Raw genomic sequence first — 26,694 nt, 5'->3', positions numbered from 1 at the left:
GAACAAATTTCTTCACACAATGAGCGTTTTCGCCCGTGCGATGTCGCTGGGGGCGATTCTGATAATGCTCGCAGCATACACGGCACCGGCGAAGGCTCAGGAACAGCCGCAGGCGGTTCACGGCATCATCTTCGACTCCGAAGGCAATCCGCTGGTCGGAGCCACAGTGGTCGTCGCTGGCGGAGTGCAGGGCACGACGACCGACACCAAAGGTAAATTCACACTCAAAGTCAAACCCTCCGATTCGCTGACATTCTCCTACCTCGGCTACACGTCACAGACGACGAAGGTGGGCAGCCGCACGAAATTCAACATCCGGCTGGAAAAGGACGCCTCCACCGACATCGAAGAAGTGGTGGTCATCGGCTACGGCCAAGTGGCCAAGAAAGACCTGACCGGTTCGGTCTCTACGGTCAAGATGAACGACATCAAGGACCTGCCCACGCTCTCGGTCGACAACGCATTGCAGGGACGTATCGCCGGCGCCGACTTCATGTCGACCACCGGCGAACCGGGCGCCACCACGACCATCCGTATCCGCGGCACGCGTTCGATCAACGCCTCGAACGAACCGCTGATCGTCGTCGACGGCGTGATGGACGCCATCCACGACCTGAACGACATCAACTCCGACGACATCGCTTCCATCTCCGTGCTGAAAGACGCCTCGTCGACGGCCATCTACGGTTCACGCGGCGCCAACGGCGTCATCCTCATCACCACCAAACGGGGACTCGGCACGACGGGCAAGCCGAACATCACGTTCAAGACCGACATCGGCTTCTCGCAGCTGCCCCGCCACCTCGACATCATGAACGCGGCGGAATTCGCACAATACCGCAACGACTACGCCTCGTTCGGCTCCGACGCCAACCATCCCGACATCGGCGCCGATACGCCGCTCTCCGGCTCGGTGTACCCCGACCCGCTCTCGCTGGGCGAGGGAACCGACTGGATCAAGGAGATCACCCGCACGGCCATCTACTCGAATTACGCGCTCTCGCTCTCGGGCACCAACGAGAAAGCCTCGTACTACTCTTCGTTCTCCTACAACGATACGCAGGGCATCATCGACGACAGCGGCCAGAAGCGCTTCACGGGGCGTATCAACCTCGAACGCCAGCTGTTCAAATGGCTGAAAGTCGGTTACACGGGGTCTTATACATGGAGGCACAACGACCAGAACAAGGCCACGATAGGCGGCACCAACTGGTGGAGCGGCGCCCAATACCTGTCACCGCTGCTCAAACCGACGGACACATACAACCCGCTGTACTACAACGGACAGAAAATCAATACGCCGCGTGCGTTGATCGACCAGAACACCCATTACCTCGAACGTCATTCGAGCAACCACAACTTCTCGCTCAAACTGGAACCGATCAAGAACTTCACGATCAACAGCACCTTCTCCTACTACCTCTACCAGCGTCACACGTACCGTTACTATCCGGGCACGCTGCCCATGAAGAGCGAAAACGAAGGCGGCGAGGCATACCGCGCCGACTGGGACGAGAATTCGTTCTCGTGGGAGACGACGGCCGGCTACAAGTTCGAGAAGAACGGCCATGCGCTGGACGTCCTCGGCGGCTTCTCGGCCTACCGGTTCGTGTCGCACGACTTCAATCTCTCGGGCAAAGGCTACATGGACGACGCCATCATGTGGAACAACATGAACGCTGTCCTGGACAAGGAGACCTACTCGGCAGGCACGGCCTACTCGAAAAAGACCAAGATGTCGGTCTACGCCCGTCTGAACTACAACTGGAAATCGCGCTACTACCTCACGGTGACCGGCCGTTACGACGGCGCCTCGAACTTCGCGGCCAACAACAAGTGGGCATTCTTCCCGTCGGCGGCCGTCAAGTGGAATCTGGCCAACGAGAACTTCCTGAAAGACTGCGACTGGATAGACGACCTGTCGATTCGCGTGAGCGCCGGTCTGACCGGCAACGACGCGATCAGCACCTACCGTTCGCTGGCCGTGCTCTCGTCCACCACAGGCGGCTATCTGTTCGACGGCTCGCAGCCTGTCGCCTTCTACCGCAGCCGTCTGGATTCGCCCGACCTGACATGGGAGAAGACGGCCGCCTACAACGTGGCCATCGACTGGTCGATGTTCAAAGGACGCCTGAACATCACGGCCGAAGCCTACAAATCCAAGACAACCGATCTGCTCATGTCGCTGGCCGTAGCCGCCCAGACGGGTTACACCTCGCGCTGGACCAATATCGGCTCGACGTCGAACAAGGGCATCGAGCTTTCGATCGAGAGCCAGAACATCGTGCGGCCGAACTTCCACTGGACGACGACGCTCACGATGTCGCATAACGACCAGATGGTCGACGACATCGGCTCGGAAGACTTCATTTCGGCTTACGACTCGCCGGGCAACAACAGCTACATGATGTACGGATACGTCAAGGGATACCCGCTCAACTCGCTGTGGGGCTTCAAGTACGGCGGCACGTGGAAAAACGCCGACGAACGCAAGGAGAACGAAATTACGAAGACCTACGTGAGCGTCTCCAACACCGACGGCGGCGCACGCTACTACGACGTCAACCACGACGGCGTGATGTCGCGCGAAGACCTGATTTATCAGGGCAACGCCGACCCCTATCTGTATGGCGGTCTGCAAAACACGTTCTACATTCACGGCTTCAAACTGGGTGTCTATTTCGCCTACTCGCTCGGCGGCAAGATCTACAACTATTCGGAGATCTACATGGCCGGTTCCCAGTTCGCGAACCAGTACCGCTACATGCTCGACGCCTGGCATCCCGTGCGCAACCCCAACTCCGACATCCCGCGCGCCGGAGCCAAGAGCGACGCCGCGCTACCGAGCGACTTCATGATTCACGACGCTTCGTATCTGCGACTGAAAAACGTCACGCTCGCCTACACGTTCGATTTGCGGAAAAAATGCTCGTGGCTGCGCGACCTCACGCTGAGCGTATCGGGCGAAAACCTCTATCTGTGGAAGAAATACAACGGATTCGATCCCGACGTATCGAGCGAAGGCACCTCGTCGACGCTGCGCCGCATGGACTTGGGCGCCTACCCCAAACCCCGAACCATCATATTCAGCATCCAGTTGAGATACTAAACCAATAAGATCATAAGAACTATGAAAATCAAGAACATATTGTATGCGACGCTCTTCTCGGCTTCCCTCTTGTTCCAGTCGTGTTCGCTCGACGAGGACACGTCGGGAATTTCGAGTCCCGACAATTTCTTCCGCAAATACTCGGAGTGCCAGTCGGTCGTGAACAGCTGCTACATCCCCATCAAATCGATTTACACCTACACCTACATGCTCGCCACCGAATGCGTCACCGACATCGCATACTGCCCGTCGGGTACGCGCGACGCCAGTCTGGACATCTCGCCCGCCGTGCCGCGTTTCGGCTCGACCGTCTGGACACAGGGCTACCTCGGCGTACAGCGCTGCAATTTCGCCGTCAACGGCATCGAACGCGCCTATCAGAACGAAGTACTCTCCGAAGAGCAATACCTGCAACTGCTCTGCGAGGCCAAGACTCTGCGCGCGTTCTACTACTGGACGCTGACCTGCTTCTTCGGCAACGTTCCCTTCTACTTCGACGACGTCACCGACAACGAGGTGCTCAACCGCATTCAGGTGCTGCCGCGCATGGATGCCGACGAAACGCGCGCGACAGTAATCAAAGACTTGCAGTCGATCGCGCCGCTCGTCGACCAGACTCGCACCTACGACAACGAGGCCAACCGGCTGGGAGCCTCCTGCGCCTACATGCTCATCGCCAAAATGGCCATGTGGAACAAGGAGTGGGACACGGCCCTCGAAGCGCTGCAACAGATCGAGACCATCTACGGCCCCCTGTCGCAGTACGACTACGCCCAGAACATCCTCTTCCGCAACAAGAACACTCCCGAATCCATCATGGAGATTCAGCACACCTACACGCAGGGCGGTCTCACCTATACCTCCAACGTGGCCTGCATCTGCCAGCCCTATCCGCGTTCGGCCAACTCGTCCATCTACGACGGCGTCGACATTCCCGAACTCGGCGATCAGGCGACCGTATGGACGGCCATGCGGCCGAACGTCTACTTCTGTCAGGGACTCCAATCCAAGATGGGCAAGGATATCCGCGCCAAATACAACATGGCGTGGGGCTATGAAGACAAGACCTTCAACAGCACCAACACCCGTCCCTGGTGCGGTCCGAAATTCTGGTGCCCGAACATGCAGGCATCGGCCGACGGCAACAATTACAAGGTATTCCGCTACGCCGACGCGCTGCTGATGATGGCCGAGTGCTACTTCTACAAAGAAAACTACGAGAAGTCGATCGAGTACCTCGACATGACCCGCACGCGCGCCGGACTGGGCAACTACATCTACCGTACGCCCGCACGCCTGGAAGAGGAGATTCGCAACGAACGGGCGCGGGAGCTCTTCGGCGAATTCCAGCGCAAGTACGATCTGGTGCGCTGGGGCATCTGGTACGATGCGGTGACGAGCAACAGCGACTATGGCCCTCTGCAACTCAATACGACGTCCAGCCTCATCAAACCGTGCCACCGCTACTACCCCATTCCCGACACGGAGGTAACCTACTCGAAGAATAACCTCGACAACAACGAATACAAGGCCTACGGGTTGTAACGACCAGAAACTCTCAGACTATGAAAACATCACTCAATAAACACAAAAGATCGGCCGCCGGCCTGCTGATCGCCGTCGCGGCATTCGCGGCCGCCCTGACCGGCTGTCAGAAGGATTTCGAGATGGACCTGCCGCTGGCGGTGGCGGCACGGGAACTGTCGCTGAGCAAAGAGGCCGGCTCGACACACGTGCTGGTCTATTCGAACGGAGAGTGGACGGCACGCTTCACGCGCAACGTGAAGTGGGCGTCGCTCAACAAGCTCGAAGGTTACGGCAACCACGAAATCGTCTTCACTTACGCGGCCAACTACGGTATTTCGCGCAAAGTCGGGGTCGTCTTCCAGAAAGGCGAACTGGCCGACACCGTAATGTTCACCCAAGCGGGCACCGTCACCGAACCGTCGCTCGCGTTCGCCAAACCCGCCGTAGCGCTATTGAAGGCGCCATCGCGAATCTTCGCACCCATCGACACCAACCTGCGGTACTGCATCGACGACGTGGAGGCTTCCGTCACCTACTACGATGCGGACGGAGTGCCCGGTGAACCCGTACCCGTCGTGACGCGCGCCGAAAGCGAAGAGGGCGACGACAAGCCGCAGGCGCAACCCGTTACGCCCTGGATTTCCGAGGTCGCCATCACGCACGAGGGCGTGTCGTTCGCCGTCGAGGGCAACGAGGCCGGCTCCACGCGCCTGGCCGACCTGACCCTCTTCATCGAAGACGCCGAGGGCACAGCCACCACCTCGGTGCTGAGCATCTCGCAGGGAATCGCCGAGCCTTCGCTCAAACTGGACAGCTCCGTCGAGACCTACGAGGGTTATGCACAACAGTGCACGATTCCGGCCACGACAAATAATCTCGTACCCTACGCCGACCAAATCGTCTACGATATCACCTACGATACCCCCGTCGAGGAGGGCAACGAGTGGCTGTCGGAACCCATGCTCACGGACGAGGGGCTGACCTTCTCGCTGACTCAGAACGACAGCTCGGAAGCCCGTTCCGCCACGCTCAACCTCAGTTACGCCGACGCATTGGGCGCCTCCGTTTCGGCAGTCTGCAAAATCACCCAGAAAGCCTATCCCACCGCCGTCGACTTCGCGACCGTACGCGGAATGACCCCGGGCGAAATCTCGCTGGCGGGCTATATCGAGGGATTCGTGGTCAGCGACCCGGCCAGCAAGAACATCGTTTCGAGCCCCCAGACCGGACAGTATGCGTTCGACCGCACCGAGAACGACCGCACGGTCTACCTCGAATCGACGGACGGCCGCTACGGTTTCTGCCTGAAATTCGCAACCGAAGACGACAACACGCTGGAACGTTTCTCGAAGGTGCGGCTCTCGCTCGACGGCGCCATCCTCGAAAAGAAGGCCGTCCCCGAATGCTACACCATCACGGGACTGACGGCGGCCAACATTTTGGATACATCGACACCCGACGAATTCAAGATTCCCGTCAAGACCAAACGTATCGCCGAACTCACCGACGACGACATCTTCACGCTGGTCTCGGTACCCGACCTGGAAATCATGTGCAAGGACGGCGCCTACACCAACTGCACCGACGGTTACTCGCTCAAAGACGACGTGAACCCAATCGGCGCCACCGCGCCGCGCTGGGACGTCGCACCGCTGATGTGCTACGACAAGACGGGCGAAGTAATCCACATGCTGACCAATGCGGCCGTACCCTGGCGCCGTTTCAGCTCGGGACGCGATCTGGAATTCTATTCGGTCGTAGCCCAAGGTTCGGGCACGTTCCGAGGTATCGTCGTGGCCGACGACGTGGCGCCCGTCCGTTTCGGCGACCTCGGCCGCTACCAGCTGCGCGCCATGACTCAGGGTGAGATCGCCCTGACCGAAGAGCCGTTCTCGAAGACCATCGTCGAGTGGAACTGGAACGACCGCCAGAACGACCTCACACCGGAAATCGGAGAGGGCGAGATCGACAAGTACGACGCCACGCAGGCCGGGTCACCGGATTTCAACAATGTCGTCTGCTCGGGCAACGGCGGCGGAACTTCCGAACAGAAGGGACTGGTGCCCAATGGCAGCGTCGTACTCTCGCGCCAGTGGTGGGATTTCGACAAGGACGAAGGCAAATATTTCGACATCTCGTTCTCGACGCAGGGCATCACCGGATCGAACCTGATTTTCGGCATCGTTTGGGGACACGGAAACATGAACAACACCTCGTTGACCGGCCCTGCGCACTGGAATCTGCTCTACTCCGTCGACGGAGGCACGACGTTCCGACCCGTTCCCGACTGCCCGATCATCAAGAAGCGTTCGATCGTATGGTGGAGCGGGACATCGCAGGACTCGACGCCGGGCTACACCGAGCATCTGCGCCGGCTGCCGGCCGATTGCTTCGGCAAGGAGAAGGTGGTGTTGCGCCTGCAAGTAGCCGACAAGGTGACCGACATCGCCCCGAGCAGCAGCGCTTCGACCTATCCGACGAATCTGGGCATCGAAAAAGGCACGCTCACGCCGGAGATCACGGCCGCCAACTGTCAGGTTCGAATCGGTACGCTCACGATACGTTACAACTAAACGCATTTCGGTCGGGCGGCGGACGACAGCCGACCGCCTGACCGGAAAAACAACAACGACAAAACCGAAACAACATGAACTTTCGCAAATCGATATTCAAGTTTTGGAGCATCGCCGCTGCGGTCGGAATCGCAGCTGCCTGCACCAATGTCGACGCCGAGGACATCGACCTCGTCAAACTGGGCGCATTGGAAAAAGAGTTCATCGTCGAGGCCGATGCGAACTCGTTCGACATCGACATCTACACCAACGGCGCATACCATATCGAACGGATAAACGAATCCGACTGGCTGAGCCTCGCGTGCGGCGAGACGACGGACGGCAAGGCCACAATCACGGCCGAATGCGAATTCAACGAGGATTTCAAACGCAAGGCGGGCATCGTCCTCTGCTCCGACGTGGATTCGCGGCGCGACACGCTCTACATCAAGCAGAAGGCGCTCATCGACGCGCGCATCGCATTCGCAAATTCGTCGATCATCGTCCCCGGGGCCGGCGGCGAGAACAAGTCGGTCATCGAGACCAACGTTCCCTTCTCCGACATTACGGTGGAGACCGAATACTCCGATCCCGAGAATACGGACTGGATCCAGGAGATCGAGATCGTCGACGCCGAGAGCGAGGAGCGCGAGCTGGTCATCACGCTCGACGCCAACCCCGCCGAAGAGGTTCCGCGCTCGGCCGCCGTGTCGCTCTCATTCACCGACGGATGGGACGAGACCGTCTCCGTCGAGTTCAATCTGCTGCAACGCACGGCCAAAGAGACGCTCGGCCGCAACATCACTTTCGAGGAGTTCCGCCAAAACTACGCCCTCAACAAGAAGATCGAAGACTACGTCATCATCGAAGGCATCGTCGTGAGCAACCCCGACAACCGCAATGCGGGCGAGAACACCCAACTTACCACCTCGACAATCGACTACACCGTTTCGGAACGGACCCTCTACCTCGAATCGAAGGACGGCCGCTACGGCATCTCGATTCTCACCAACGAGGTCGAGGACAACATCTTCGACCAGTACGACCACGTGCAGCTCCTCATTCAAGGCGCCACCGGCAACCTGGTCGAGAATCCCGACCGCTACGAATTGGAGGGTGTCACCAAGTCGATGGTCATTTCGCGCACCGCCGGTTCGGCCTCCGACGTTCCCGTCAAGGAGAAACACATGAACGAGCTGACCGACGACGACATCTACACCTACGTGACACTCAAAGAGATCGAGTTCCCCGTACGCAAAGGTTCGATCACGCCGGTCAACGAAGGGTACGCAATCGGCACGAACGCACACCGTATCAGCAAATACCCGCTGCTCGTGCGCGACATCAACGGCGACGCCATGTACATGATGACCAATACCAACTGCGCATACCGCAGCGACGGCACACGGCTGCCCTACGGTTCGGGCGACATTTCGGGCGTAATCGTCCACGAACGTTTCTCGCGTTTCGAATGGCGCAACGGAGCCGACCCTGCCGAAATGACGGATGACCCGACGCTCGGCTACATCGGCCGCTATCAGATCCGCCACCAGAACAAGGAGGACATCTGGGGCAAGATGCAGAACAGCGTGGAAGACAGCTTCTCGGCACTGCTGACCGAATATCGTTATTGGAACCCCGACACGGAGAACGAGGTGCAGAAACCCACCTACGGCACGAACGGCTGGCTGACGCACACCTATCAGGAAAAGTATTCGGGTTCGGCCTCCAAGGAGTACCTGCAAGCCACCTACAAGCAGCACATGGTGGGCGGCGGCACGTACGAATACTTAGGGCCCGTCGGCAACAGCGCGAACAACCTCTTCGGCGCCAACTACGGCAACAAGAACGGTATCGGCATCGTAATCGACCCCTCGAAGGAGAGCTGGAATCCGAAGATGGACGCCTTCATCAGCCGCAATCCCGACGGAACGATCGAGTGGTGCGGCCCGTACGCCTCCGACCAATACGCAGCCAGCGGTTCGGGAGGCTGGCCCGGAAACGACGCAATCCCGACGAGCTCCCAGCAAATCAACTACAACGGCAGTACGTCGATGCGCGGCAAGGCCAACGTAAGCGGCAACTGTTACACCGCCTTCTCCAACCACTACTGGTGGGACGACGACACGGGACGTTTCTACGCATGGCTGATCAACTTCTCGACCGAGGGCATTTCGACCTCGCACATCTCGATGCAAATCTCCGTGATGAACACGCAGCAGACCTTCTATTCGCCCCGCTACTGGTGCGCCGAGTGGGCGCTCACCGACTCGCAGGCGCCCGAAGACGACTCGCAATGGAATCTCATCGGCGAATACACGGTGCCCGACGTCTCCGTCTGGTCGAATACGCTCTACTCGTCGATCGTGGCCTACAAGTACATCGACTTCGAACTGCCGCAGGAAATCCTCGGCCACCCGGACGTCTACATCCGTCTGCGTCCGACGAGCGACCTTTGCAGCGACGGCAGCGATTATGCCAACGCCCGCCTGAACGGAAGCGCTGCCGGAGCGGCTTTGGCCTCCCAGCATGCAAGCAGCCTCGAGTATTTCGCGATTCGTTACAATAAATAACCGCTGTATCCGATAACCGGCCGAGGGCCGGCAAGCAACGGAACGTCCGGGCTTGTCGGCCCTCTTTTCGAATACATCCGAAACAATGAAGCTGAAAATCACGCTATTTCTGACAGCATTGCCGTATCTCGCCGTCGCGCGCGCCGACATCGGTATCGTGCCTCGCCCGCTTTCGGCCGCGGAAGGCAGGGGGACGTTTGCGATCACGGAGCGCACGGTCATCGCATCGCCCGAAACGCTGCGGCAGGAAAAATAAGGTTTCGGAATCGCGCAGTCACGTATCGCAATCCCTGTTTCGTTCCGGCGGACCGGGAGGAGGCACCGCGAGCCGTCAGAGACAGTCCCGCTTCACAAGCGGGACAAATTGCGACACGGGAAGACCTGAATCCGCACCTTCTGACGAAAACCGCCTGCCGAACCCTCCGGCGCGAACTCTCCGCACGAACCGCTCCCGTTCTCGTTTTTATTTCCTATCTTTGACGGTGAAAACGACCTCGCTTTCGGCGGCCGGACAGGAACGACCGGTTCCGCACCATGCGGCCGCCCTCAAAACTGAGACCCGGCATGGACAATCTGAACCAAGACCTGACATCGCTGCTCCGCCGCGCGGGGCTGGACAACTCCGGCGGAGAGTGGGGCTCGCGCATCCTGCTCGTCGCAGGCATCGTCCTCATCTGCTACCTCGCGGTGAAATTGTTCCGGCATCTGGTGACACCTGCCCTGCAACGCATCAGCGCCCAGACCCGGACGATGTGGGACGACCATCTGTTCGACGACAAAGTCCTGCACGCCGCCTGCCGTCTGATTCCGCCCGTCCTCCTATATCTGCTGCTGCCGCTGGCCTTCGGCGACGACCCCTCGCTGCTGAAACTGCTGCACAAAGGCTGCTCGATTTACCTCATCGTCGTGACGATCGCCCTGCTAAACACCTTTCTCAGCGCGCTCTACGACATTTCGAACAAACACGAAACGCTGCGCGACCGGCCGTTGAAAGGCATCTACCAGATGCTCAAACTCGTGACCGTCAGCGTCGGCATCGTATTGATCATCGGGATTCTCATCGACCGGAACGCCACGAGCATTCTGGCCGGACTGGGTGCATCGGCCGCCGTGCTGATGCTGATTTTCAAGGACAGCATACTGGGGCTCGTCGCCGGCGTTCAACTCTCGGCCAACGATATGCTGAGACCGGGAGACTGGATAACGATGAGTAAATACGGTGCCGACGGGTATGTAATCGAGGTGACGCTGACGACGGTCAAGGTGCAGAATTTCGACAAGACGATTACGACGATTCCGCCCTATGCGCTGGTCAGCGACTCGTTCCAGAACTGGCGGGGCATGCGCGAATGCGGCGGACGGCGCATCAAGCGCTCGGTCTTCATCGACGCCCGCACGATTCGCCGGTGCACGCCGGAAGAGACGGCGCGGCTCCGCGAAAAGGGGTATCTTGCGGCCGATACATCGCAGGAAATCGTCAACCTGCAAGCGCTGCGGGAGTATCTCGCGAATTACCTGAGCAACTGCCCCGACGTGCGCAGCGACCTGATGTCGATGGTACGCACGCTCCAACCCACGTCCGAAGGCGTACCTTTGGAGTTCTACTGCTTCACGCGCCACTTCGAATGGATTCCCTACGAAGCGTTCCAGAGCGCACTTACCGACCGCGTGCTCACCCTTCTGCCGGAGTTCGGCTTGCAGGCGTTCCAGCGGCCTGCGGGCACCGATCTGCATGAACGGCACTGACGGCATTCGGACACAGGAGAAATGTCTGTTTTTCGACGCAAAACGCGCGCTTTTTCCCCGAAGGAGCGTATCCCTGCAACGGTTTTTCCAGAAAAGGTGCGCGAAATACCACGAAATACGCTTTGCCTGCGTGCGTTCCTGCCGTCGCACAGTGAGAACGTCCGCGGAAGACGGCCCGACGAAGGACGGCGAGGGCAGAACGCCGTCTCCACCCTATCGGATATTATGCCTCCGCACTGAGACACATGCTGACATAGCGCACGGCGACGGGATAAAAGCGCATGTATGCCGATGCATGCGCCGAATCGGGATTGCGACGGCAAGGCGCCCCCTGCTCCGAATACATCGCCGCAAGGGAACGAAAAGGGGCAGAGTTGTGAAAACTCTGCCCCGAATCGTCCTCCGTCGCGACGGAGGAGAGACGATCCCCGCTATTTGAGAATCTTGTAGGTCACCTTACCGCTCTTCACGGCCCAGGGATAAGCCACCTCGACGTTGACCGTCACGTCGACATCCTTCTGCAACGAGAGGTTGTTGAGATTCGAGAAGGTGATCCGACCGGTCGTCTCGTCGACAGTTACACGGTCGCCGAGTGCCGCCGAAGCGTCGAATCCGTTGTCGGCATAGGTCACCGAGAAGCTGACGATGCGGATCGCTTCCAGTCCGAAGACTTTGTCGCTGTTGGGACGGACACCCGTAGCGAAGCCGTTGGTGTCGTCGCCCGTGATCCACGGATCGGCCAGCGTCGCATCGTGATCGATCAGCTCGAAGCCCTTCATATCGTCGGCGTCGCGCATATCGCGCAGCGAAAGTACCTCGCAGATATTCTTCGTATAGGTCGCCTCGGCCGTGCGGGTCGGGATTTCGACGGTCTCCGACTGCGTGAACGAGCGGATCGGGTCGAACTTGTTGACCTCATACGACGTATAGTCGTTCACGGCCGTGAAGGCGTTGCCGATGACGATGCCGTCGATCGAAAGCGTACCGACGACGGGCACGGATTCGTTGCGGCCGTAATACGAGAGTTTGTTACCGGCGATCTCGATGCCGTCGTGGGCGGGAGCCGTCGCGGGAATCTCGTAAGCGAAGACGAGTTTCTGTGCAGCGATCTCATCGTCCGATACCGGTACCCATACGCCCTGCGCATCCTTCTTGACGATCGTGAAGGCGGATTCCAGATCGATGTCGGCTACCGAGAAGCCCGTGAGCGCACTCGATCCGAAACTCGGCGACCAGAGCCCCTTCACATCCGACTGCCACTTGCCGTCCGCGTTGTAGACCCATGCGTCGACGTGCTGCGCGGCATAGGCGGGAATCTCGACCCTGGCCTCGCCCTTGACATAGATCGGCAGGCCGTAGTTGGGAACGAGCTTCGTCTCGAAGGCGAATACGTCGGCGTCGGTCTCCACATCGGCACGATTGACCTGCATGTGGGAGGTCATCTTGCCGTCGTTGGCCACGGCGATGCGGGTGATCGTCGCAGGATTCGAACCGTCGAGGAACCAGTAGTTCTTCTCCAGCGTCCGGTCGCCGCAGACAGCCGTATAGAATGCGTTCGCACTGTTGGGCGAGCCTCCATAGTAAGGACGGGTAAGCGACGTAGCCAGTTCGGCGGCATCCGTGAAGTGATCCTTCACCTGCTCGAAGAGTTCGCCGACAACGGAGGTATCCTCGGCTACGAACAGCTCCTCGGTGGCATCGTATGCGAGCGTAGCGGCGGGAAGCGTAACCTCGATCTTCTCGGGCAGTGCGACGAACTCGGCCTCGAAGGCGATCGTCACCTGTACGTTCTCGAACTCGCTCGACGCTTCGACGGCATAACGCTTGCCGAAGGTGTATCCCGAAACGCGCAGCGTATAGCCCTCGTCGGCATCGTAAGCCACGGGAACCACCTTCACATTGTCGTCGACGGTCTCGGTCGGCTTGCCCTCCGCGTCGAGCTCGACGGCCTTCACCACGGCGCTGCCGCCCTGGTTCCAGTAGGTTACGATGTTCTCGGGCGTGATGTCCTGAGGAAGCGTCGACTCGGTTACTTTGAGCGTGAATTCGCGCTCGGAACCTTCGTACTCGCCGCCGGCTTCGTAGACCGTCCGGAAATCGGAGTAGTTCCAGACGTACTTCAACAGGTCGAGCGTTACGCCGCGCTTGGTCTTGACGATCGTCACACGGCTGTTGAAGGTCGGGTTCAGCGCATCGTAGGCGGCAGCGACCGTATAGGCGTGCTCGGTGAGCAGGTAGTTGTTGCGCGTCGACTTGTCGGCGGCGATCAGCTTGACCGTCTCGTCGCAGACTTCCTCCCCGCCGTTCGCAACCTCGAAGTTGCCCTTGTCAGCCGACTCCAACTCCGTGCCGTCGGCCTTGAATGCCTTGCTCGTGCAGGCCACGACGGGCGCTTCGAGCGAATAACCCATGTCGGCGAGCTGAGCCAGATCGTAGTAGGCTTCGCCGTCGGTAGCCCAGAGTTTGTAGCCCTTCATCAGTTCGACGACCATGTCGGTATCGTCGTAGGGAATCTCGTAGGCCACTTCGCCGTCCGCAGCGACGATCCGGTCGGCGTCGATCGAACCGTCCTCCTTGGCGGGAGCCAGCACGACGGCCTTCACGTCGGCGCGCGCCGGCACGAGGTTCACGTAATCCGAAACCACATTGGCCGAATAGTCGTTCCCGGCCTCCGCGTCGTAGGCTTTCTGTACGCGCAGCGCAATGCTGTACGAAACCTTACCCGTGAAGAAGTCGGGGGTGAAATCGGCGGGAAGCGCCGTCACGATGAAGCGGCCGTTGCCCGTCTCGTCGGCCTCGACCTTCTGAATATTCAGCGCAGGCACCGTAGCGCGCGTCTTCACCTGTTCCATTTCCAGCGAGAACATCTCGGGCTCGGCGGCATAGGCGGCCACGAGCTGTCCGGCAGCCTCGACGGGCGTAACGCGGAAGGTCATCTCCACCGTACCGTTCGCCAGCAGGACGGGCTCCTCGCCTTCGGGGGCATAGTAGAGCGCGTTGACCGACGCCTTGTGATCGTCGTAAGCCGGAACATAGACGAGGCTCTGGATACGGCTCAGGAGCTGATCCACGTCCATGCGCAGGCCGTCGATGAGGTTTTTCAGATCCTGCATCGTCCCCTCATACTCACCGGCGACATCCTTAATCGCATTGGCAATGGCCTGATCGATCGCGCCGTCGTTGGCGAGCGCCTTGCCGATGCAGTCCTCCACGCCCTTCGTGAAGGCGGCGTTCGACTCGTCGTATTTGATCTCGGCATTTTCGAGCGCTTCGAGCCGGCTCTTGATGTTGGCCAGCGAACCGTCGGCGTCGGGCTTGCCGTTGAGGGCATCGATCTGCTCCTGCAAATCCTGGATTTCGAGATCGAGCACATCCTTTTGGACGAAGTTATATTTCGCCAGGATCGGCTCCATCGCTTCGCCCAGCGAGTTCTTCATCGCCGTCTCGCTCTGGCGGATCGCCTCCTGTAAGACGGTCAGCGTCGGATAATCGGCCAGTTCGGCGTCGGTCACGTAACCTTCGAGCGTCGAAGCCAGCCCTTCGGCCGAAACGTAGTTGGCCTTGATCTGGTTGAGCAGCTGCGACAGACTCTCGACCGTCGTCTTGGTGGCGTAGGTCGCCTCGGCGTCGCTCTTGGTCAGGTAGTTCGCCAGCGAACCCTTCACGGCGTCGATTTCATCCTGCAAACTCGTGCGGGCGCTTTCGAGCGCCTCGATCCGCTTCTCCAGCTTGCTCTTATCGCTTTCGAGCGTCTCGATCTGTTTTTTCAGCGCTTCGACTTCCGATGCGGAGGCCGCCTTTCCCAACTCCTCCTGCAACTTTCCGATCTCTCCGGCCTGCGTCTCGGCTTTGCCCTGCAACGCCTCGATTTCGTCCTTCAAGCCCGAATCAACCCCGTCCAACCGGTCGACCGCATTTTGCAGAGACTGCATCTGCTTCTCCACGGAAGCGATCTGCCCCGTCGTCAGCTCGTCGATCCGGTTGTTCAGACTCGTGATGTCGTCATCGTAGTCCTTGCAACCGACTCCGGCTACCACCGTTCCGACAAGGAACAGCGATAGGAGTCTACCTAAGAATTGTCTTTTCATAATGAAGAAATTAAAGATGTTTTGAAATGGTTTGAACTTCGTGTCTTTTCGGTATTTACTTACTGATTCCTACATAGTTGTCATCCCTTATCGGCAGGATTTCATGCCACCCGCCGCCGGACTGTTGGTATCATATATGATACGCATGATGCAAAGATATATGAAAATCTTTGCAATACAAAACTTTTCGTAAAATTTTTCGGGATGCCAATCGACTATACAGAACAGATAAAACTTATCGCTCTAAAAATCAGAACACTAAGAAAGGCTCGAAAGCTCACGGTACAGGAATTGGCCTACCGCTGCGACATCGAACGTTCGAACCTGAGCCGTATCGAAACGGGCCGTTCAAATCCCACGGTCAAAACACTTTGCATCATCTGCAACGCACTCGACGTACCGCTTCGGGCACTGATCGAATAAACGCCGCCCGCCGCCCCGTCTCCATTGCGTCGTTCCGTCCCTTCCGCTTCGTCCGGAAGGGACGAATCCCAAACTTATCTTGTACTTCGAGGGCCGGAAAAGCCTCCGATCCGCCGGACTATATAAATAATAAGTAGTATCCTTCCGGATTCCGTCCTTCACGGGAGCGTCGGCGGCGTCACTGTCGGCGGGCCGCTCCCGTCGGCTGCGGTTATGTCCGCGCATTGTCCGCAGCGCCGATCCCGCCACGGAGCGCCTTTTCGGACAATCCGTGCGGCGATCCGAAACGGCAACTTCCTGCAAACAAGATCGTACAATTTATTATTTACTTATACAATATTATATTTCATCCACCAACAAACGTTGCTTTGCTTGTTTCGGCCGGCCGGTTTTCGGAACTTTATATTGATTAACCCGCTAACGAATCATCGTATGAAAGTGACCAAAGAACGACTCAGCTATCTCAAACAGGCGCAATACGTCCAACGCCTCGCCGAACCCTACATCCGCAAAGGGAAGCTCCCGCTATGGAAAATCCATACCAAATTCGTGATCGAAGAGGCTCCCGTCAGTCTGAACACGTTCCGCAAAATGCTGAAAGAAGACGTTTCACATCTCAATGAGAAGATCGAAATCTATCGCAAACAGATGGAGGAGCAGCACGACCGGGAGGTGGAGAAGAAACGGCGCAAACGTATCAGAAGCAAATAACCGGCCCGCAGCCCCGCCACACCGGCCGGCGCCGGTGCGGGCCGTTCCGGCCGCCGTGCCTCCCGTGCTGCGGCACGGAAACTCATTCCCCCGAAGCCGGAAACGCCGCCGCACAGGCACCTGCAAACGGGTCGGGAGACCCGCAAACGGAATACCCCCGCCGGAAACATTTCCGGCGGGGGTAATGCAAGGATCGGACTCGTCCGAACGTCCCCGTTATACACGTCGCACGCCGAACGGGCCTGCGACGGAACGGACGCTATTTATACTTGATCCACGGCGCGTTCTTGTCAAGCCAGTTCTTGACCTCGACCGCACGGTCGCTGTTGAGCGCATCGGCACCCAGATAGGCACCCCGCATGAACTCTTCGGGCGACTGACCGGGCCACAGCGAGACATAGAGTCCGGCCTTGTGCGCCAGATCGACCATCGCCTTCGACGTGCCCTCGATGCGGCAGCCCAACCGTTTGATGCCCATGTCGATCGCTTCGAGGATCGTCTCCTCGCAGATCGGCTTCGAAATAATCAGCAGCAGATCGACGTCGGGGTGGAGCGAACGCATCATTTTCAGCGCACGTTTGTCACTCGACGTGAACAGATAGAGCGAGTTGGCGGGTTTCTTGGCCATCACCGTGTTGTACACCTTCTCGCAGTACTCGCGCAACCGCTCTTCGGGATAACTCTCGACCGGCTTCGTCTTCATTTCGAACTCGATGTATACGTTGTCCTTGTCGGCGAAGAAGTCCACCAGCTCGGGCAGGAAGATCAGGTCGTTACCCTGGTTGGTCTTGACCTTGCGGATCTCGTCGGCCGTCATCGTCTCCACCACGCGCTTGCAGGGCGTCAGACGTGCCAGCGTCTCGTCGTGCGAGATCACCAGTTCGCCGTCGCGGGTCATGCGGATGTCGGTCTCGAAACCGCGCAGACCCGCATCGTAGGAGGCCTTGAAGGCCGGCAGCGTGTTTTCGTCGTACTCGAAACGGCTGCCCCGATGGGCGAAGAGCTGGATGACCTGCTCCTGCGCCAGCGCCTCGGCGGCACCGGTGAGCGCCAATGCGCAGACACCCAGTTTCAAAAAGAAGTTTTTCATAAGCTTATAAGGTTTTAGTTGGTTTCGGCGGCGTCGTGCTCATATCCGTCGCTCTTGGTGTTCCACATCGACAGCAGCACCAGGAATCCGAGCACGGCCATGGCGATCATCGTGATGAAGACCCAGCGCCAGCCGAAGTGGTCGGAGATGAAGCCGAAGCCCCAGCCCGAAACGACGACACTGACGTAGCTCACCATACCCACCACGCCGTTGGCCGTCGAAGCGGCCTTCTTCGTGGCGTGGTTCGACGCGATGACGCCGATGAGCGCCTGCGGGCCGTAGATGAAGAATCCCGCCACGGCGAGCATCATCAGCAGCACGACAGGATCGGTCGACTCCGGCAGGGCGAAGAAGAGCGAGATGAAGAGGATCACGCCCGCCATGCAGAAGACGCAGGTGCGCTGCGCGCGGCCCCCGAAGAATTTGTCGGAGATCCAACCCGCGAGCAGCATGCCCGTGATACCGCACACTTCGAAGATGGCGACCGTCCAGCCGGCCATGCTCGACGAGAGGCCGCGCGACTCCTGCAAGAAGGTCGGGCCCCAGTCGAGCACGGCGAAACGCACGATATAGACGAAGAAGTCGGCCACGGCCAACCCCCAGATCATGGGATTGAGGAAGACCTTCTTGCGCAGGAACGCCTTGAACTCCTCCGACGAATCGTGCTCGTCGAGCTGCGTCTTGGTACCCTCCAATTCGGGCAGGCCGACCGACTTGGGCGTATCGCGCAACGTAACGATGATGAAGATCACGCCCAGCACCGCGATGGCAGCCGGAACCCAGAACGTCCACTGCCATGCGCCGACATGCTGCAACGCGTTGGTGACATAGGCTTCGGCCGAAGCGGCGTCCATCTTTTCGGTGATGCTCGCCGTATTCTCCACGACGCGCTGCCGCATCTCCGGATCGCCCGTCATATCCGTACCCGTATGGCCCATCAGATACCCGCACAAGATCGCGATGATGAAGGCGCCGATCGAGTGCGAAGCGTTCCAGATCGACATCTTGGTCGCCAGCTCCTTGGGCGGAACCCAATGCGTGATCAGGCGGTTGCACGGCGGGAAGCCGCACCCCTGGAACATGTTGTTCAGAATCAGCAGCACGCCGAACAGGACGACCAGCGTATGGATGAACGTCGTCCCGTAGGTCTGCCCCGTAATCCATGCGCAGATGATCGCACCGCAGCCGAAAATGAAGTTGATGACCGAACACACCGACAAGCCCGTCACCATGTGCCAGCGGCCGTTGGTGCGGTCCGCCAGTACGCCGTTGACGAATTTCGACACGCCGTAGATCAGCCCGACGAGGGTCATGATGACGCCGAAGGTCGTTTTCGAGATGCCATACTCGGCCGTAAGACCGGGAATGGCGAAAGAGAAGTTCTTGCGAACGAAATAAAAAATGGCGTAACCGATCATCGTTCCGATGATCGTCCGCCACTGCCAGTATTTGAATCGTTTGGTCTGTTCCGCAGTCATAAGGCTCGTCGATTATGCGATTTCCCAAGCTCCGCCCTTGCCGAAGACGCGGGCGACCAATTCATCGTAAATCCGTGCGCGTTTGGCCAGATCGAGCAGATTGATGCGCCAGCGCAACAACTGCGTAAAATCGACCATGCTGCGCAACTGCTCGCGCGAAACACCGATCTGCGAAGGATCGGTCGGCGCACCCGCGGCGGCGAACAGCGCACGCATCTTCTCGAACGGATAGCACTGCGCCTGCAACCGTGCCTTGAAGGCGGGCCAGTTCTCCTTGACTCGCGTGAGTTGTACGCGAACCGTCTCGGCATCGTTCCACTTCTTCGTGATCTCGGTATAACCCAGCTCCGGCACGGGGAAATCGCGGAACAGATCGAGCGCACGCCGCTGCTCCGCTTCGAGCGAGGGCCATGCGGCCACGCAGGCGTCGACGTCGAGCGTCGAGAGATCCATCTTGAAGAACTCGTCGAAGAAGGCGCACATCGTGAGCGTACCGATCGCCACCTGGAAACCGTGCGACTGGAACTTGCCGTTGTAGCGATGGTGCGTCATGTCGAGCACGTGGCTGAACAGGTGTTCGGTACACGACGCCGGACGGCTCGACTTGGCCACCTGCATCGCGATGCCGCTCAGCGTCAGACCGGCGAAGAGCGAAGCGATCGCTTCGGGTTTGCCGGCCGCCACCCCTTCGGGATCGGCGAGCATCGCATCCAGATCGTTCATGAAGACGTTCCACGCAGCGGGAATGATCGGCTCCGTACCGAACAGGTCGGCGATCATCCACTCGGCGCCGGCGGGTATCTTGGCCGCCAGATCGGCATAACCTGCCGCTGTCATCTCTTTCGGCGCGGCGGCCAGCACGCCCACGTCGGCCAGAATCACCAGCGGCGCATGGGTTTCGATATTGAGTTTGGCGCCGTCGCGCGACACCACTGCGCCCGACGACGAATAACCGTCGACCGAAGCGGCCGTAGCCACGCAAAGATAGGACTGACCGTGGTGGAACGACGCGAGTTTGCACAAGTCGTTGATGACGCCCGACCCGACGGCGACGGCGACGGCCCCCGTGCGGTCGAGCATCTCGTCGATCCGCTCCACATAGGGCCAGTCGGCATGAAACTCCTCCTCTTCAATAAGGAAACGCTCGCAGGGAATTCCCGCCTCGCGCATGGACGCGTCGACGGCTTCGCCGGCGGCTTTCCATGTATTGTTATCGGCGACGATGACGGCCTTCCGATTCGGAAAATACTCCTTAAAAAGAGCCGGAGCACGGTGAAGAACACCCTCGCCGAGTTCGAATGCTTTCGTATCGGTTGCGATTTTTAAAGCATCGAGAATACATTGCGTATTGTTCATTCGATTTAAGAGTTAGTAAGTTACTATTCCAAGACACAAAGTTACAAAAACCGCGTGGAATAGCAAGCTTTTAGCGTTATTTTTCCGACATTTATTTCCGGAAAGCCCTGTCCATCCTCCGGAAAGGCCGGCTGCGTTCATCTTTCGGCGGATTTATCGGAAACGATAATACCCGCGCATCCCTTTCGAAAATCGAAATAAATCGTAAACATACACTACTAAATTTCGAATCGGTTCCGATTCTGCAAATCCACATCCGGTCGGCCCGTACCGGAAGCACATGGCGGGACGGGAGAAATCGCGGCGGAATCCGCCCCGCCGTCAGATGCTCTCCGCAGTTCCGTTCTCTTCCACACGCCGCCGCCTGTCCGCACTGCGATCTCTCTGTCCATACCCAAGCGGACGCGGAAGCCCTTCCTCCGAGCCGTCACACCCCAAAGAGATGCGTGCCGAAGTCCCTGCCGAAACGAGACGCCGGACGCAACGCCCAACCACGCCGAGACCGCCGAACGCCGGCGTATTAAAGCGGATGCGTCCCGTGTCTCCGGTCGCGGAACGGTTCCGGACGGACGATGACCGCAACGCATTTTTTCCGCAAAATAGTTGCAACTTTAAAAGTTAAATTCTATTTTTGTAAAAGCATTCGAAAGAAAATAGAATTAAAACGAAATCGAATTCGATCGGAAGCGTACGGCAAACGCAGTCGGGAAACTCCGATAACCGCCTTGCGGACACGCAAGACCGTTGAAGGCCGGAAACGACAACCAGCAGACGCGACGGCGGATGCCGAAGCGGATTCCGGCCTGCCGGCACAAAAGACGTTATACCTAAATATATAAATAGATGAAAAATACGATGAAAGCGCTCAACCTCCATGCGGTCGGCGACCTGCGTTACGAGGATGTGCCCATGCCCGTGCGTCAGGCGGGAGAGGTGTTGCTCAAAGTGCACGCCTGCGGAATCTGCGGAAGCGATCTGCCGCGCGTCTTTACCAAAGGAACCTACCATTTCCCGACGATTCCCGGCCACGAATTCGCCGGGGAGATCGTCGAAGCCGACGACCCGTCGCTCGTCGGCCGTCGTGCCGCAGTCTTCCCGCTGCTGCCGTGCCGCAAATGCGAAGCCTGCCAGGTGGGAGAATACGCACAGTGCAGCGATTACGACTACTACGGCTCGCGGCGCGACGGCGCTTTCGCCGAATACATCGCCGTGAAGGAGTGGAACCTGGTCTTCTTCGACGACTCGCTCTCCTACGAGGAGGCCGCGATGTGCGAACCGGCCGCCGTAGCGCTTCACGCCATCGGTCAGGCGTCGGTCGGCATCGGCGACACCGTCGCCGTGTTCGGTGCAGGCCCGATCGGCATCATGCTGGGACTGTGGGCTCGAACCGCCGGCGCGTTCCGCGTCATCCTGTGCGACATCGATCCGACCAAAGTCGAATTCGCGCGCAAACAGGGATTCGACGCCGTGAACTCGCGCGAGACCGATCCGGTGGAGTATATCCGCACGCAGACCGGCGGCCGGGGCGCCGACGCCTGCATCGAAGGAGCCGGCGTGGCGCAAACGTGGGAGCAGGCCCTCAAAGCGGTCAAAAGTTTCGGTACGGTCGTCTCGATGGGCAATCCCGCCGGCGACATGACCCTCACCCAGAAAGGCTACTGGGAGATTCTGCGCAAGCAGCTCACGCTGAAAGGGACGTGGAACAGCAGCTACAACGACGTCCGCAACGAATGGCGCACGGCGCTCGCGGCCATCGCGTCGCACCGCATCGACGTGCGTCCGCTCATCTCGCACCGCTTCCCGCTCTCGGAGGCCGACAAGGCGTTCGGCGTCATGCGTGAGCGCAAGGAGTTCTTCAACAAAGTAATGTTCATCAACCGATAGTATCACCGGCAGGGAGGTCGCAGCCCCCTTTCCGACCGCAGGAGGCGGACAACACTTCCGCAGGAAGCGGTCTCCGGCCGCCCCCGTCTGACGAAACCCGGTACCATCAACACCCAACGATTATGGCAAAAACCGAAAAACTGTTGCAACGCATCGCGGAGCTGGAACGCGAAACCGGCATCCGTCGCACCCTCTTCGCCGCCTGTCCCAATTCGACGGCGGTCATCAAGGCCGCCTTCCGTGCCGCCAAGCGCAACAACGCGCCGATCTATTTCGCCGCGACACTCAATCAGATCGACTGCGACGGCGGGTACACGGGGATGCGGCCCGACGAGTTCGTGAAGCTCGTGCGCATGGAGGCCGCCGCCGTCAACTTCGACGGAATCTATATCGTGGCCATCGACCACGGCGGTCCGTGGCTCAAAGACAAGCAGCGCACCGAGAAGTGGTCGACCGAGGCCGCGATGGACGGGGTGAAGCGCTCGTTCGAAGCGGCGCTGCTGGCGGGGTACGATCTGATCCACGTCGATCCGACGGTGGACATCAACGTACCGGCCGGCCAGACGATCGACATCCGTCTCGTGGCCGCCCGCACGGTGGAGCTGATCCGGCACTGCGAAACCTTCCGCCGTGCGAAGGGACTGCCCGAAATCTCCTACGAGGTGGGAACCGAGGAGGTGCACGGCGGTCTGGCCGACGAACGGACGTTCGACACCTTCATCGCCGAACTCAAAGCAGGACTGGCGCGCGAAGGGCTCTCCGACGTATGGCCCTGTTTCATCGTGGGCAAGGTGGGAACCGACCTCCACACGACCCTCTTCGACACGGAGGTAGCCCGCAGTCTCACGGCGAAAGTCCGTCCGCTGGGCAGCTACATCAAGGGACACTACACCGACGGCGTAAGCAATCCGCAGGACTACCCGCTGTGCGGCATGGGCGCCGCCAACGTCGGCCCGGAGTTCACGATGAGCGAATACGACGGATTGGCCGAACTGGAACGTACCGAACAGAAGCTCCTGGCCGAAGGACGTATCGCCATGCGTTCGCGCATCACCGAGACACTCGAACGACTGGTCGAAGCGTCGGGCCGCTGGAAGAAGTGGCTGCTGCCCGCCGAAGAAGGATCGGCATTCGGCGCACTGAGCGCCGAGCGCCGCACGTGGCTCGTCAAGACCGGCTGCCGCTACATCTGGCAGGAACCCGAAGCGCTCGTAGCGCGCCAACGGCTCTACGACAACCTGCGCCGTGTGGGAATGGACCCCGAAGAGGTGGTACTCGGCCGCATCGAACACGATATGGACAAGTATTTCTACGCATTCAATCTGGTCGACCTTAACAACCTGCTGTAATGAACGTAAAAGAACTGTTGAAAAAATGCCAGCGCGACCGGACGGCCGTGCTGGCGACCAATTTCTATAACTTCGAGACCCTCACGGCCGTCATGCAGGCTGCGCAGCGAATGCAGGCTCCCGTGCTGTTGCAGCTCACGCGCAGCTCGATCAACTATATGGGGCTCGAACAGGCCGTCGGAATGGGCCGCAGGGCGATCGCCGACTACGGCGTCGAAGGGTGGATTCATCTCGACCACGGCGGATCGGTCGAACTGGTCGAGCGGTGTCTCGATGCAGGATTCGACTCGGTGATGATCGATGCCAGCGAACGTCCGTTCGACGAGAACGTCTCGACGACCCGACGGGTCGTCGAACTGGCACGCCCCTACGGCGTGAACGTCGAAGCGGAGCTGGGCTACGTCGCCAAACTGGGACAGGCGCAGGGCGGAGGCTTCACCACGCCCGAAGAGGCCGCACGGTTCGTCGAAGCGACCGGCGTCGATGCGCTGGCCGTGGCGATCGGTTCGGCCCACGGCTTCTACAAGCAGGCTCCGCGGCTCGACATCGAACGGCTAGCGCAGATCCATGCGGCGACCGACGCGGCGCTGGTGTTGCACGGCAGTTCGGGCATCCCCCACGACATGGTGCGCGAAGCGATCGCCAACGGCATCGTCAAAGTCAACCTCGCCACCGAGATCAAGGACAACTTCATGCGCGCGCTCAAAGGCGTACTGCTCGAAAGCGAGGAGATCGACCTGCGAAAGGTTTTCCCAAAAGCCGTGGCGCCGGTCGTGGAGCTGCTTTGCGAAAAATACCGCATGGTCGGCAGCAGCAAGGTGAAATAGGAGAACACAACCGGGCAACGGGCCGCCTTCGAAAAGCAATCCTCGACAATCCGCCGAATCATCCCGCTTCCGATCGCCAGAAGCGAGATGATTCTTATCCAAGAACATTCGTACTCAGAGCATCCCAATATTTACATCCCGTGGTGTAGCGATATCCGGACGAAAAATATTACGGATACCCCTGCATACCAACAAAAAAGCGGTGTGCTTAATAGGCACACCGCTTTAAATACAACCTCTATGGATCAATTAGCTGCGAAACCCGAAAAATCGGTCTGGAAAGCAGCTGCTTCATAGACATTGGTCTTCCCGCTTGCAGGAATCGTCTGCGTAGCACGTACGACCCAATCCTTTTCAGTCGAGGGATTTCCTCCGGGAGCTTTGACGTACCAATAATGCTGCAATGCCTTGTTCCAGGTCGTCGTCGTCTTGCCGCATTCGTTAAAGAAGAACGATACGGCACACATATCAGCAATATTCGAACTTATACGCGACATCGGCGTAACAACGCCGTTCTGAACGAGTTCCACCTTCCAATTCTGGGGATCGTCATTCCAAATCGAAACGACGAAACAATCCTTCAATGCCGCATTGCCGTTCGTCTTGATACCGGCGCCAGTACCGCCACCCGTCCAAGTGTAGGAGTATTCCTTCGATCCCGTATAGGTGGCATTGCCATCGTATACACGCATCTGGTACGTCTCGGGCCGTCCGGTAGATTTCGCTACCCAGTTATCGACGACATTGCCTTTGATTTCGTAGATGCTGTAACCGTTGGGAGCCCCGTCGACATTCAGGTTGCTCGACCACCAAGCACCGCAGGCACCGCCATGAACATGCTCATACACAGGCTTACCACCCTGGCACACATACTTGGTATGAATATAATTCTGCGGATAATGCGTATGTCCGATCATGATATGCGCCTCCTTGAATTGCGTCAACAAATTGAGGACATCCGCATAATGCTTGTCTTCATTCACATTCGATCCCGTGTTCTTTCCCCCGTTACGGAAAGGAATATGGGCACAAAAGAAAATAATCTTGTCCGCCTTGTTCTCGACCAGGTCCAGATCGGCTTTCAGCCAATTATACTGCTGATCCAGAAGTCCGGCTTCATAATTCCACGTCGAACCCGTAGATCTCGTGCAAACGACATTATCCATCACAACGATATGTGCCTTACCTCTATTAAATGAATAGTCGGCCGGGCCGAAACGCTGGACATAGTTCAATTGAGCAGCGTATGGAGTCGATTGAGAGGCATCGTGGTCGTGATTGCCCATGCAGTTGAAGATCGGCAGATAATCCGTCCCGATCTGCATGTTCGACATCGATTTTTTCATCGGATCCCACTGCACCGTATTGTCGAACGTAATATCGCCCAATGTAACGGCATAGGCATTCGTCCACCGACCTTCCTCCTGTGCACTTTTGAGTGTGGATTTGATATCGGGAATCGTCTCCGTTTCCCAACGAGTCACATCATCATCCGTCTTACACTGCGGATCCCCGATAGCGACGAGCGTAAAATTCTCCTCGACAGCGGGAAGCGGTTCCAGTTTAAAATCGTTGCGATTCTCCTTGTAGCGCTGAATCGTAGAGGTCGAATAGAACAGCGGCAACTTGGAGGAAGGATCGAGAGCCACCTTATAGTTCGCCGGAGTAACGTAATAGACATTGCGGCAATAACGGTTCGCTACGAGGCGGTAGTTACCGTCGGCATCCGTAGTAGTAAACGTATAGCCGTCCGTCACGGGAACGCCGGCAATACCTTTCCCCGTCGTAGCATCCGAGATCTGACCGACAAGGACCGTCTCACCCTCGGGAGGCGTAGGATCCGAGTCATCAGAATCGGAACTCGAACAAGCGGCTCCGCCCAGCAAAGCCACCGTCAAAAACAGATAATAAAACTTTCTTAACATATATAATCCTTCCTTATTTGGATTCACAGTAAATAAAATCGCGTACTATTTAGAAA

General features: G+C 58.6%; 16 protein-coding genes. 11 read left to right on the top strand and 5 right to left on the bottom strand.

The window, feature by feature from the left end:
* Window positions 1-40 precede the first annotated feature (40 nt).
* The 6 genes from FMF02_RS08245 to FMF02_RS08225 all read left to right on the top strand — a co-directional run bounded on the left by FMF02_RS08245 (window position 41) and on the right by FMF02_RS08225 (window position 11,507).
* Window positions 41-3,109, top strand: a complete 3,069-nt coding sequence (locus FMF02_RS08245; protein WP_026074860.1) for a SusC/RagA family TonB-linked outer membrane protein — start codon at window positions 41-43, stop codon at window positions 3,107-3,109.
* Window positions 3,110-3,130: 21 nt separating this feature from the next.
* Window positions 3,131-4,654 (top strand): RagB/SusD family nutrient uptake outer membrane protein, encoded by a 1,524-nt coding sequence (locus tag FMF02_RS08240; protein WP_019130244.1) that lies wholly within the window; start codon window positions 3,131-3,133, stop codon window positions 4,652-4,654.
* Between the two features lie 20 nt (window positions 4,655-4,674).
* Window positions 4,675-7,209 (top strand): BACON domain-containing protein, encoded by a 2,535-nt coding sequence (locus tag FMF02_RS08235; protein ID WP_141412799.1) that lies wholly within the window; start codon window positions 4,675-4,677, stop codon window positions 7,207-7,209.
* A 74-nt stretch (window positions 7,210-7,283) separates the two neighbouring features.
* Window positions 7,284-9,761: a DUF5689 domain-containing protein gene (locus FMF02_RS08230; RefSeq protein ID WP_141412797.1), complete on the top strand. Its 2,478-nt coding sequence runs from the start codon at window positions 7,284-7,286 to the stop codon at window positions 9,759-9,761.
* A gap of 85 nt (window positions 9,762-9,846) precedes the next feature.
* Window positions 9,847-10,017, top strand: coding sequence for a hypothetical protein (locus FMF02_RS13665; RefSeq protein WP_162502287.1), 171 nt, complete (start codon window positions 9,847-9,849; stop codon window positions 10,015-10,017).
* A 308-nt stretch (window positions 10,018-10,325) separates the two neighbouring features.
* Window positions 10,326-11,507 (top strand): mechanosensitive ion channel family protein, encoded by a 1,182-nt coding sequence (locus FMF02_RS08225; protein WP_141412795.1) that lies wholly within the window; start codon window positions 10,326-10,328, stop codon window positions 11,505-11,507.
* A 431-nt stretch (window positions 11,508-11,938) separates the two neighbouring features.
* Here FMF02_RS08225 and FMF02_RS08220 read toward each other — a convergent pair whose 3' ends face one another.
* Complete coding sequence (locus tag FMF02_RS08220) at window positions 11,939-15,595, bottom strand: coiled-coil domain-containing protein (RefSeq protein WP_141412793.1); 3,657 nt, start codon at window positions 15,593-15,595, stop codon at window positions 11,939-11,941.
* Between the two features lie 204 nt (window positions 15,596-15,799).
* Here FMF02_RS08220 and relB point away from each other — a divergent pair, with 204 nt between their 5' ends.
* Together relB and FMF02_RS08210 are read left to right on the top strand one after the other, a co-directional pair.
* The gene (relB, locus tag FMF02_RS08215; RefSeq protein WP_026074861.1) at window positions 15,800-16,018 is read left to right on the top strand and encodes a type II toxin-antitoxin system RelB family anti-toxin; all 219 of its coding nucleotides are present in this window, start codon (window positions 15,800-15,802) and stop codon (window positions 16,016-16,018) included.
* Window positions 16,019-16,450: 432 nt separating this feature from the next.
* Entirely contained in the window at window positions 16,451-16,729 is a 279-nt protein-coding gene (locus FMF02_RS08210) for a hypothetical protein (protein ID WP_019130252.1), read from the top strand.
* 259 nt (window positions 16,730-16,988) lie between these two features.
* Here the strand turns inward: FMF02_RS08210 and FMF02_RS08205 are convergent, their stop codons facing one another.
* Genes FMF02_RS08205 through FMF02_RS08195 form a run of 3 tightly spaced genes read right to left on the bottom strand, consistent with a single transcriptional unit; the run spans window position 16,989 to window position 20,653 of the window.
* Window positions 16,989-17,819, bottom strand: a complete 831-nt coding sequence (locus FMF02_RS08205; protein ID WP_019130253.1) for a glycerophosphodiester phosphodiesterase — start codon at window positions 17,817-17,819, stop codon at window positions 16,989-16,991.
* 14 nt (window positions 17,820-17,833) lie between these two features.
* Window positions 17,834-19,297, bottom strand: a complete 1,464-nt coding sequence (locus FMF02_RS08200) for an MFS transporter (RefSeq protein WP_019130254.1) — start codon at window positions 19,295-19,297, stop codon at window positions 17,834-17,836.
* A 12-nt stretch (window positions 19,298-19,309) separates the two neighbouring features.
* Window positions 19,310-20,653: a sn-glycerol-1-phosphate dehydrogenase gene (locus FMF02_RS08195; protein WP_019130255.1), complete on the bottom strand. Its 1,344-nt coding sequence runs from the start codon at window positions 20,651-20,653 to the stop codon at window positions 19,310-19,312.
* A gap of 843 nt (window positions 20,654-21,496) precedes the next feature.
* Here FMF02_RS08195 and FMF02_RS08190 point away from each other — a divergent pair.
* The 3 genes from FMF02_RS08190 to FMF02_RS08180 all read left to right on the top strand — a co-directional run bounded on the left by FMF02_RS08190 (window position 21,497) and on the right by FMF02_RS08180 (window position 24,713).
* Window positions 21,497-22,537 (top strand): galactitol-1-phosphate 5-dehydrogenase, encoded by a 1,041-nt coding sequence (locus tag FMF02_RS08190; RefSeq protein WP_141412792.1) that lies wholly within the window; start codon window positions 21,497-21,499, stop codon window positions 22,535-22,537.
* Between the two features lie 122 nt (window positions 22,538-22,659).
* The gene (locus FMF02_RS08185) at window positions 22,660-23,886 is read left to right on the top strand and encodes a class II D-tagatose-bisphosphate aldolase non-catalytic subunit (RefSeq protein WP_141412790.1); all 1,227 of its coding nucleotides are present in this window, start codon (window positions 22,660-22,662) and stop codon (window positions 23,884-23,886) included.
* Window positions 23,886-24,713 carry a class II fructose-bisphosphate aldolase gene (locus tag FMF02_RS08180; RefSeq protein ID WP_141412788.1) on the top strand — a complete coding sequence of 276 codons (828 nt, stop codon included), beginning with the start codon at window positions 23,886-23,888 and terminating at the stop codon, window positions 24,711-24,713. Before FMF02_RS08185 ends, FMF02_RS08180 begins: the two co-directional genes overlap by 1 nt.
* Window positions 24,714-24,958: 245 nt before the next feature.
* Here FMF02_RS08180 and FMF02_RS08175 read toward each other — a convergent pair whose 3' ends face one another.
* Entirely contained in the window at window positions 24,959-26,638 is a 1,680-nt protein-coding gene (locus FMF02_RS08175; protein ID WP_141412786.1) for a calcineurin-like phosphoesterase C-terminal domain-containing protein, read from the bottom strand.
* Window positions 26,639-26,694: the final 56 nt, after the last annotated feature.

The sequence above is a fragment of the Alistipes communis genome, from assembly GCF_006542665.1.
GTDB classification, from domain to species: Bacteria; Bacteroidota; Bacteroidia; order Bacteroidales; family Rikenellaceae; genus Alistipes; species Alistipes communis.
Note: the sequence above shows the minus strand (reverse complement) of the source record. Positions and strands in the feature narration are given on the sequence as shown.

Coding starts and splice junctions, on each gene's coding strand:
- FMF02_RS08245 (WP_026074860.1), top strand. CDS start 41: ATGTCGCTGGGGGCGATTCTGATAATGCTCGCAGCATACACGGCACCG.
- FMF02_RS08240 (WP_019130244.1), top strand. CDS start 3,131: ATGAAAATCAAGAACATATTGTATGCGACGCTCTTCTCGGCTTCCCTC.
- FMF02_RS08235 (WP_141412799.1), top strand. CDS start 4,675: ATGAAAACATCACTCAATAAACACAAAAGATCGGCCGCCGGCCTGCTG.
- FMF02_RS08230 (WP_141412797.1), top strand. CDS start 7,284: ATGAACTTTCGCAAATCGATATTCAAGTTTTGGAGCATCGCCGCTGCG.
- FMF02_RS13665 (WP_162502287.1), top strand. CDS start 9,847: ATGAAGCTGAAAATCACGCTATTTCTGACAGCATTGCCGTATCTCGCC.
- FMF02_RS08225 (WP_141412795.1), top strand. CDS start 10,326: ATGGACAATCTGAACCAAGACCTGACATCGCTGCTCCGCCGCGCGGGG.
- FMF02_RS08220 (WP_141412793.1), bottom strand. CDS start 15,595: ATGAAAAGACAATTCTTAGGTAGACTCCTATCGCTGTTCCTTGTCGGA.
- relB (WP_026074861.1), top strand. CDS start 15,800: ATGCCAATCGACTATACAGAACAGATAAAACTTATCGCTCTAAAAATC.
- FMF02_RS08210 (WP_019130252.1), top strand. CDS start 16,451: ATGAAAGTGACCAAAGAACGACTCAGCTATCTCAAACAGGCGCAATAC.
- FMF02_RS08205 (WP_019130253.1), bottom strand. CDS start 17,819: ATGAAAAACTTCTTTTTGAAACTGGGTGTCTGCGCATTGGCGCTCACC.
- FMF02_RS08200 (WP_019130254.1), bottom strand. CDS start 19,297: ATGACTGCGGAACAGACCAAACGATTCAAATACTGGCAGTGGCGGACG.
- FMF02_RS08195 (WP_019130255.1), bottom strand. CDS start 20,653: ATGAACAATACGCAATGTATTCTCGATGCTTTAAAAATCGCAACCGAT.
- FMF02_RS08190 (WP_141412792.1), top strand. CDS start 21,497: ATGAAAAATACGATGAAAGCGCTCAACCTCCATGCGGTCGGCGACCTG.
- FMF02_RS08185 (WP_141412790.1), top strand. CDS start 22,660: ATGGCAAAAACCGAAAAACTGTTGCAACGCATCGCGGAGCTGGAACGC.
- FMF02_RS08180 (WP_141412788.1), top strand. CDS start 23,886: ATGAACGTAAAAGAACTGTTGAAAAAATGCCAGCGCGACCGGACGGCC.
- FMF02_RS08175 (WP_141412786.1), bottom strand. CDS start 26,638: ATGTTAAGAAAGTTTTATTATCTGTTTTTGACGGTGGCTTTGCTGGGC.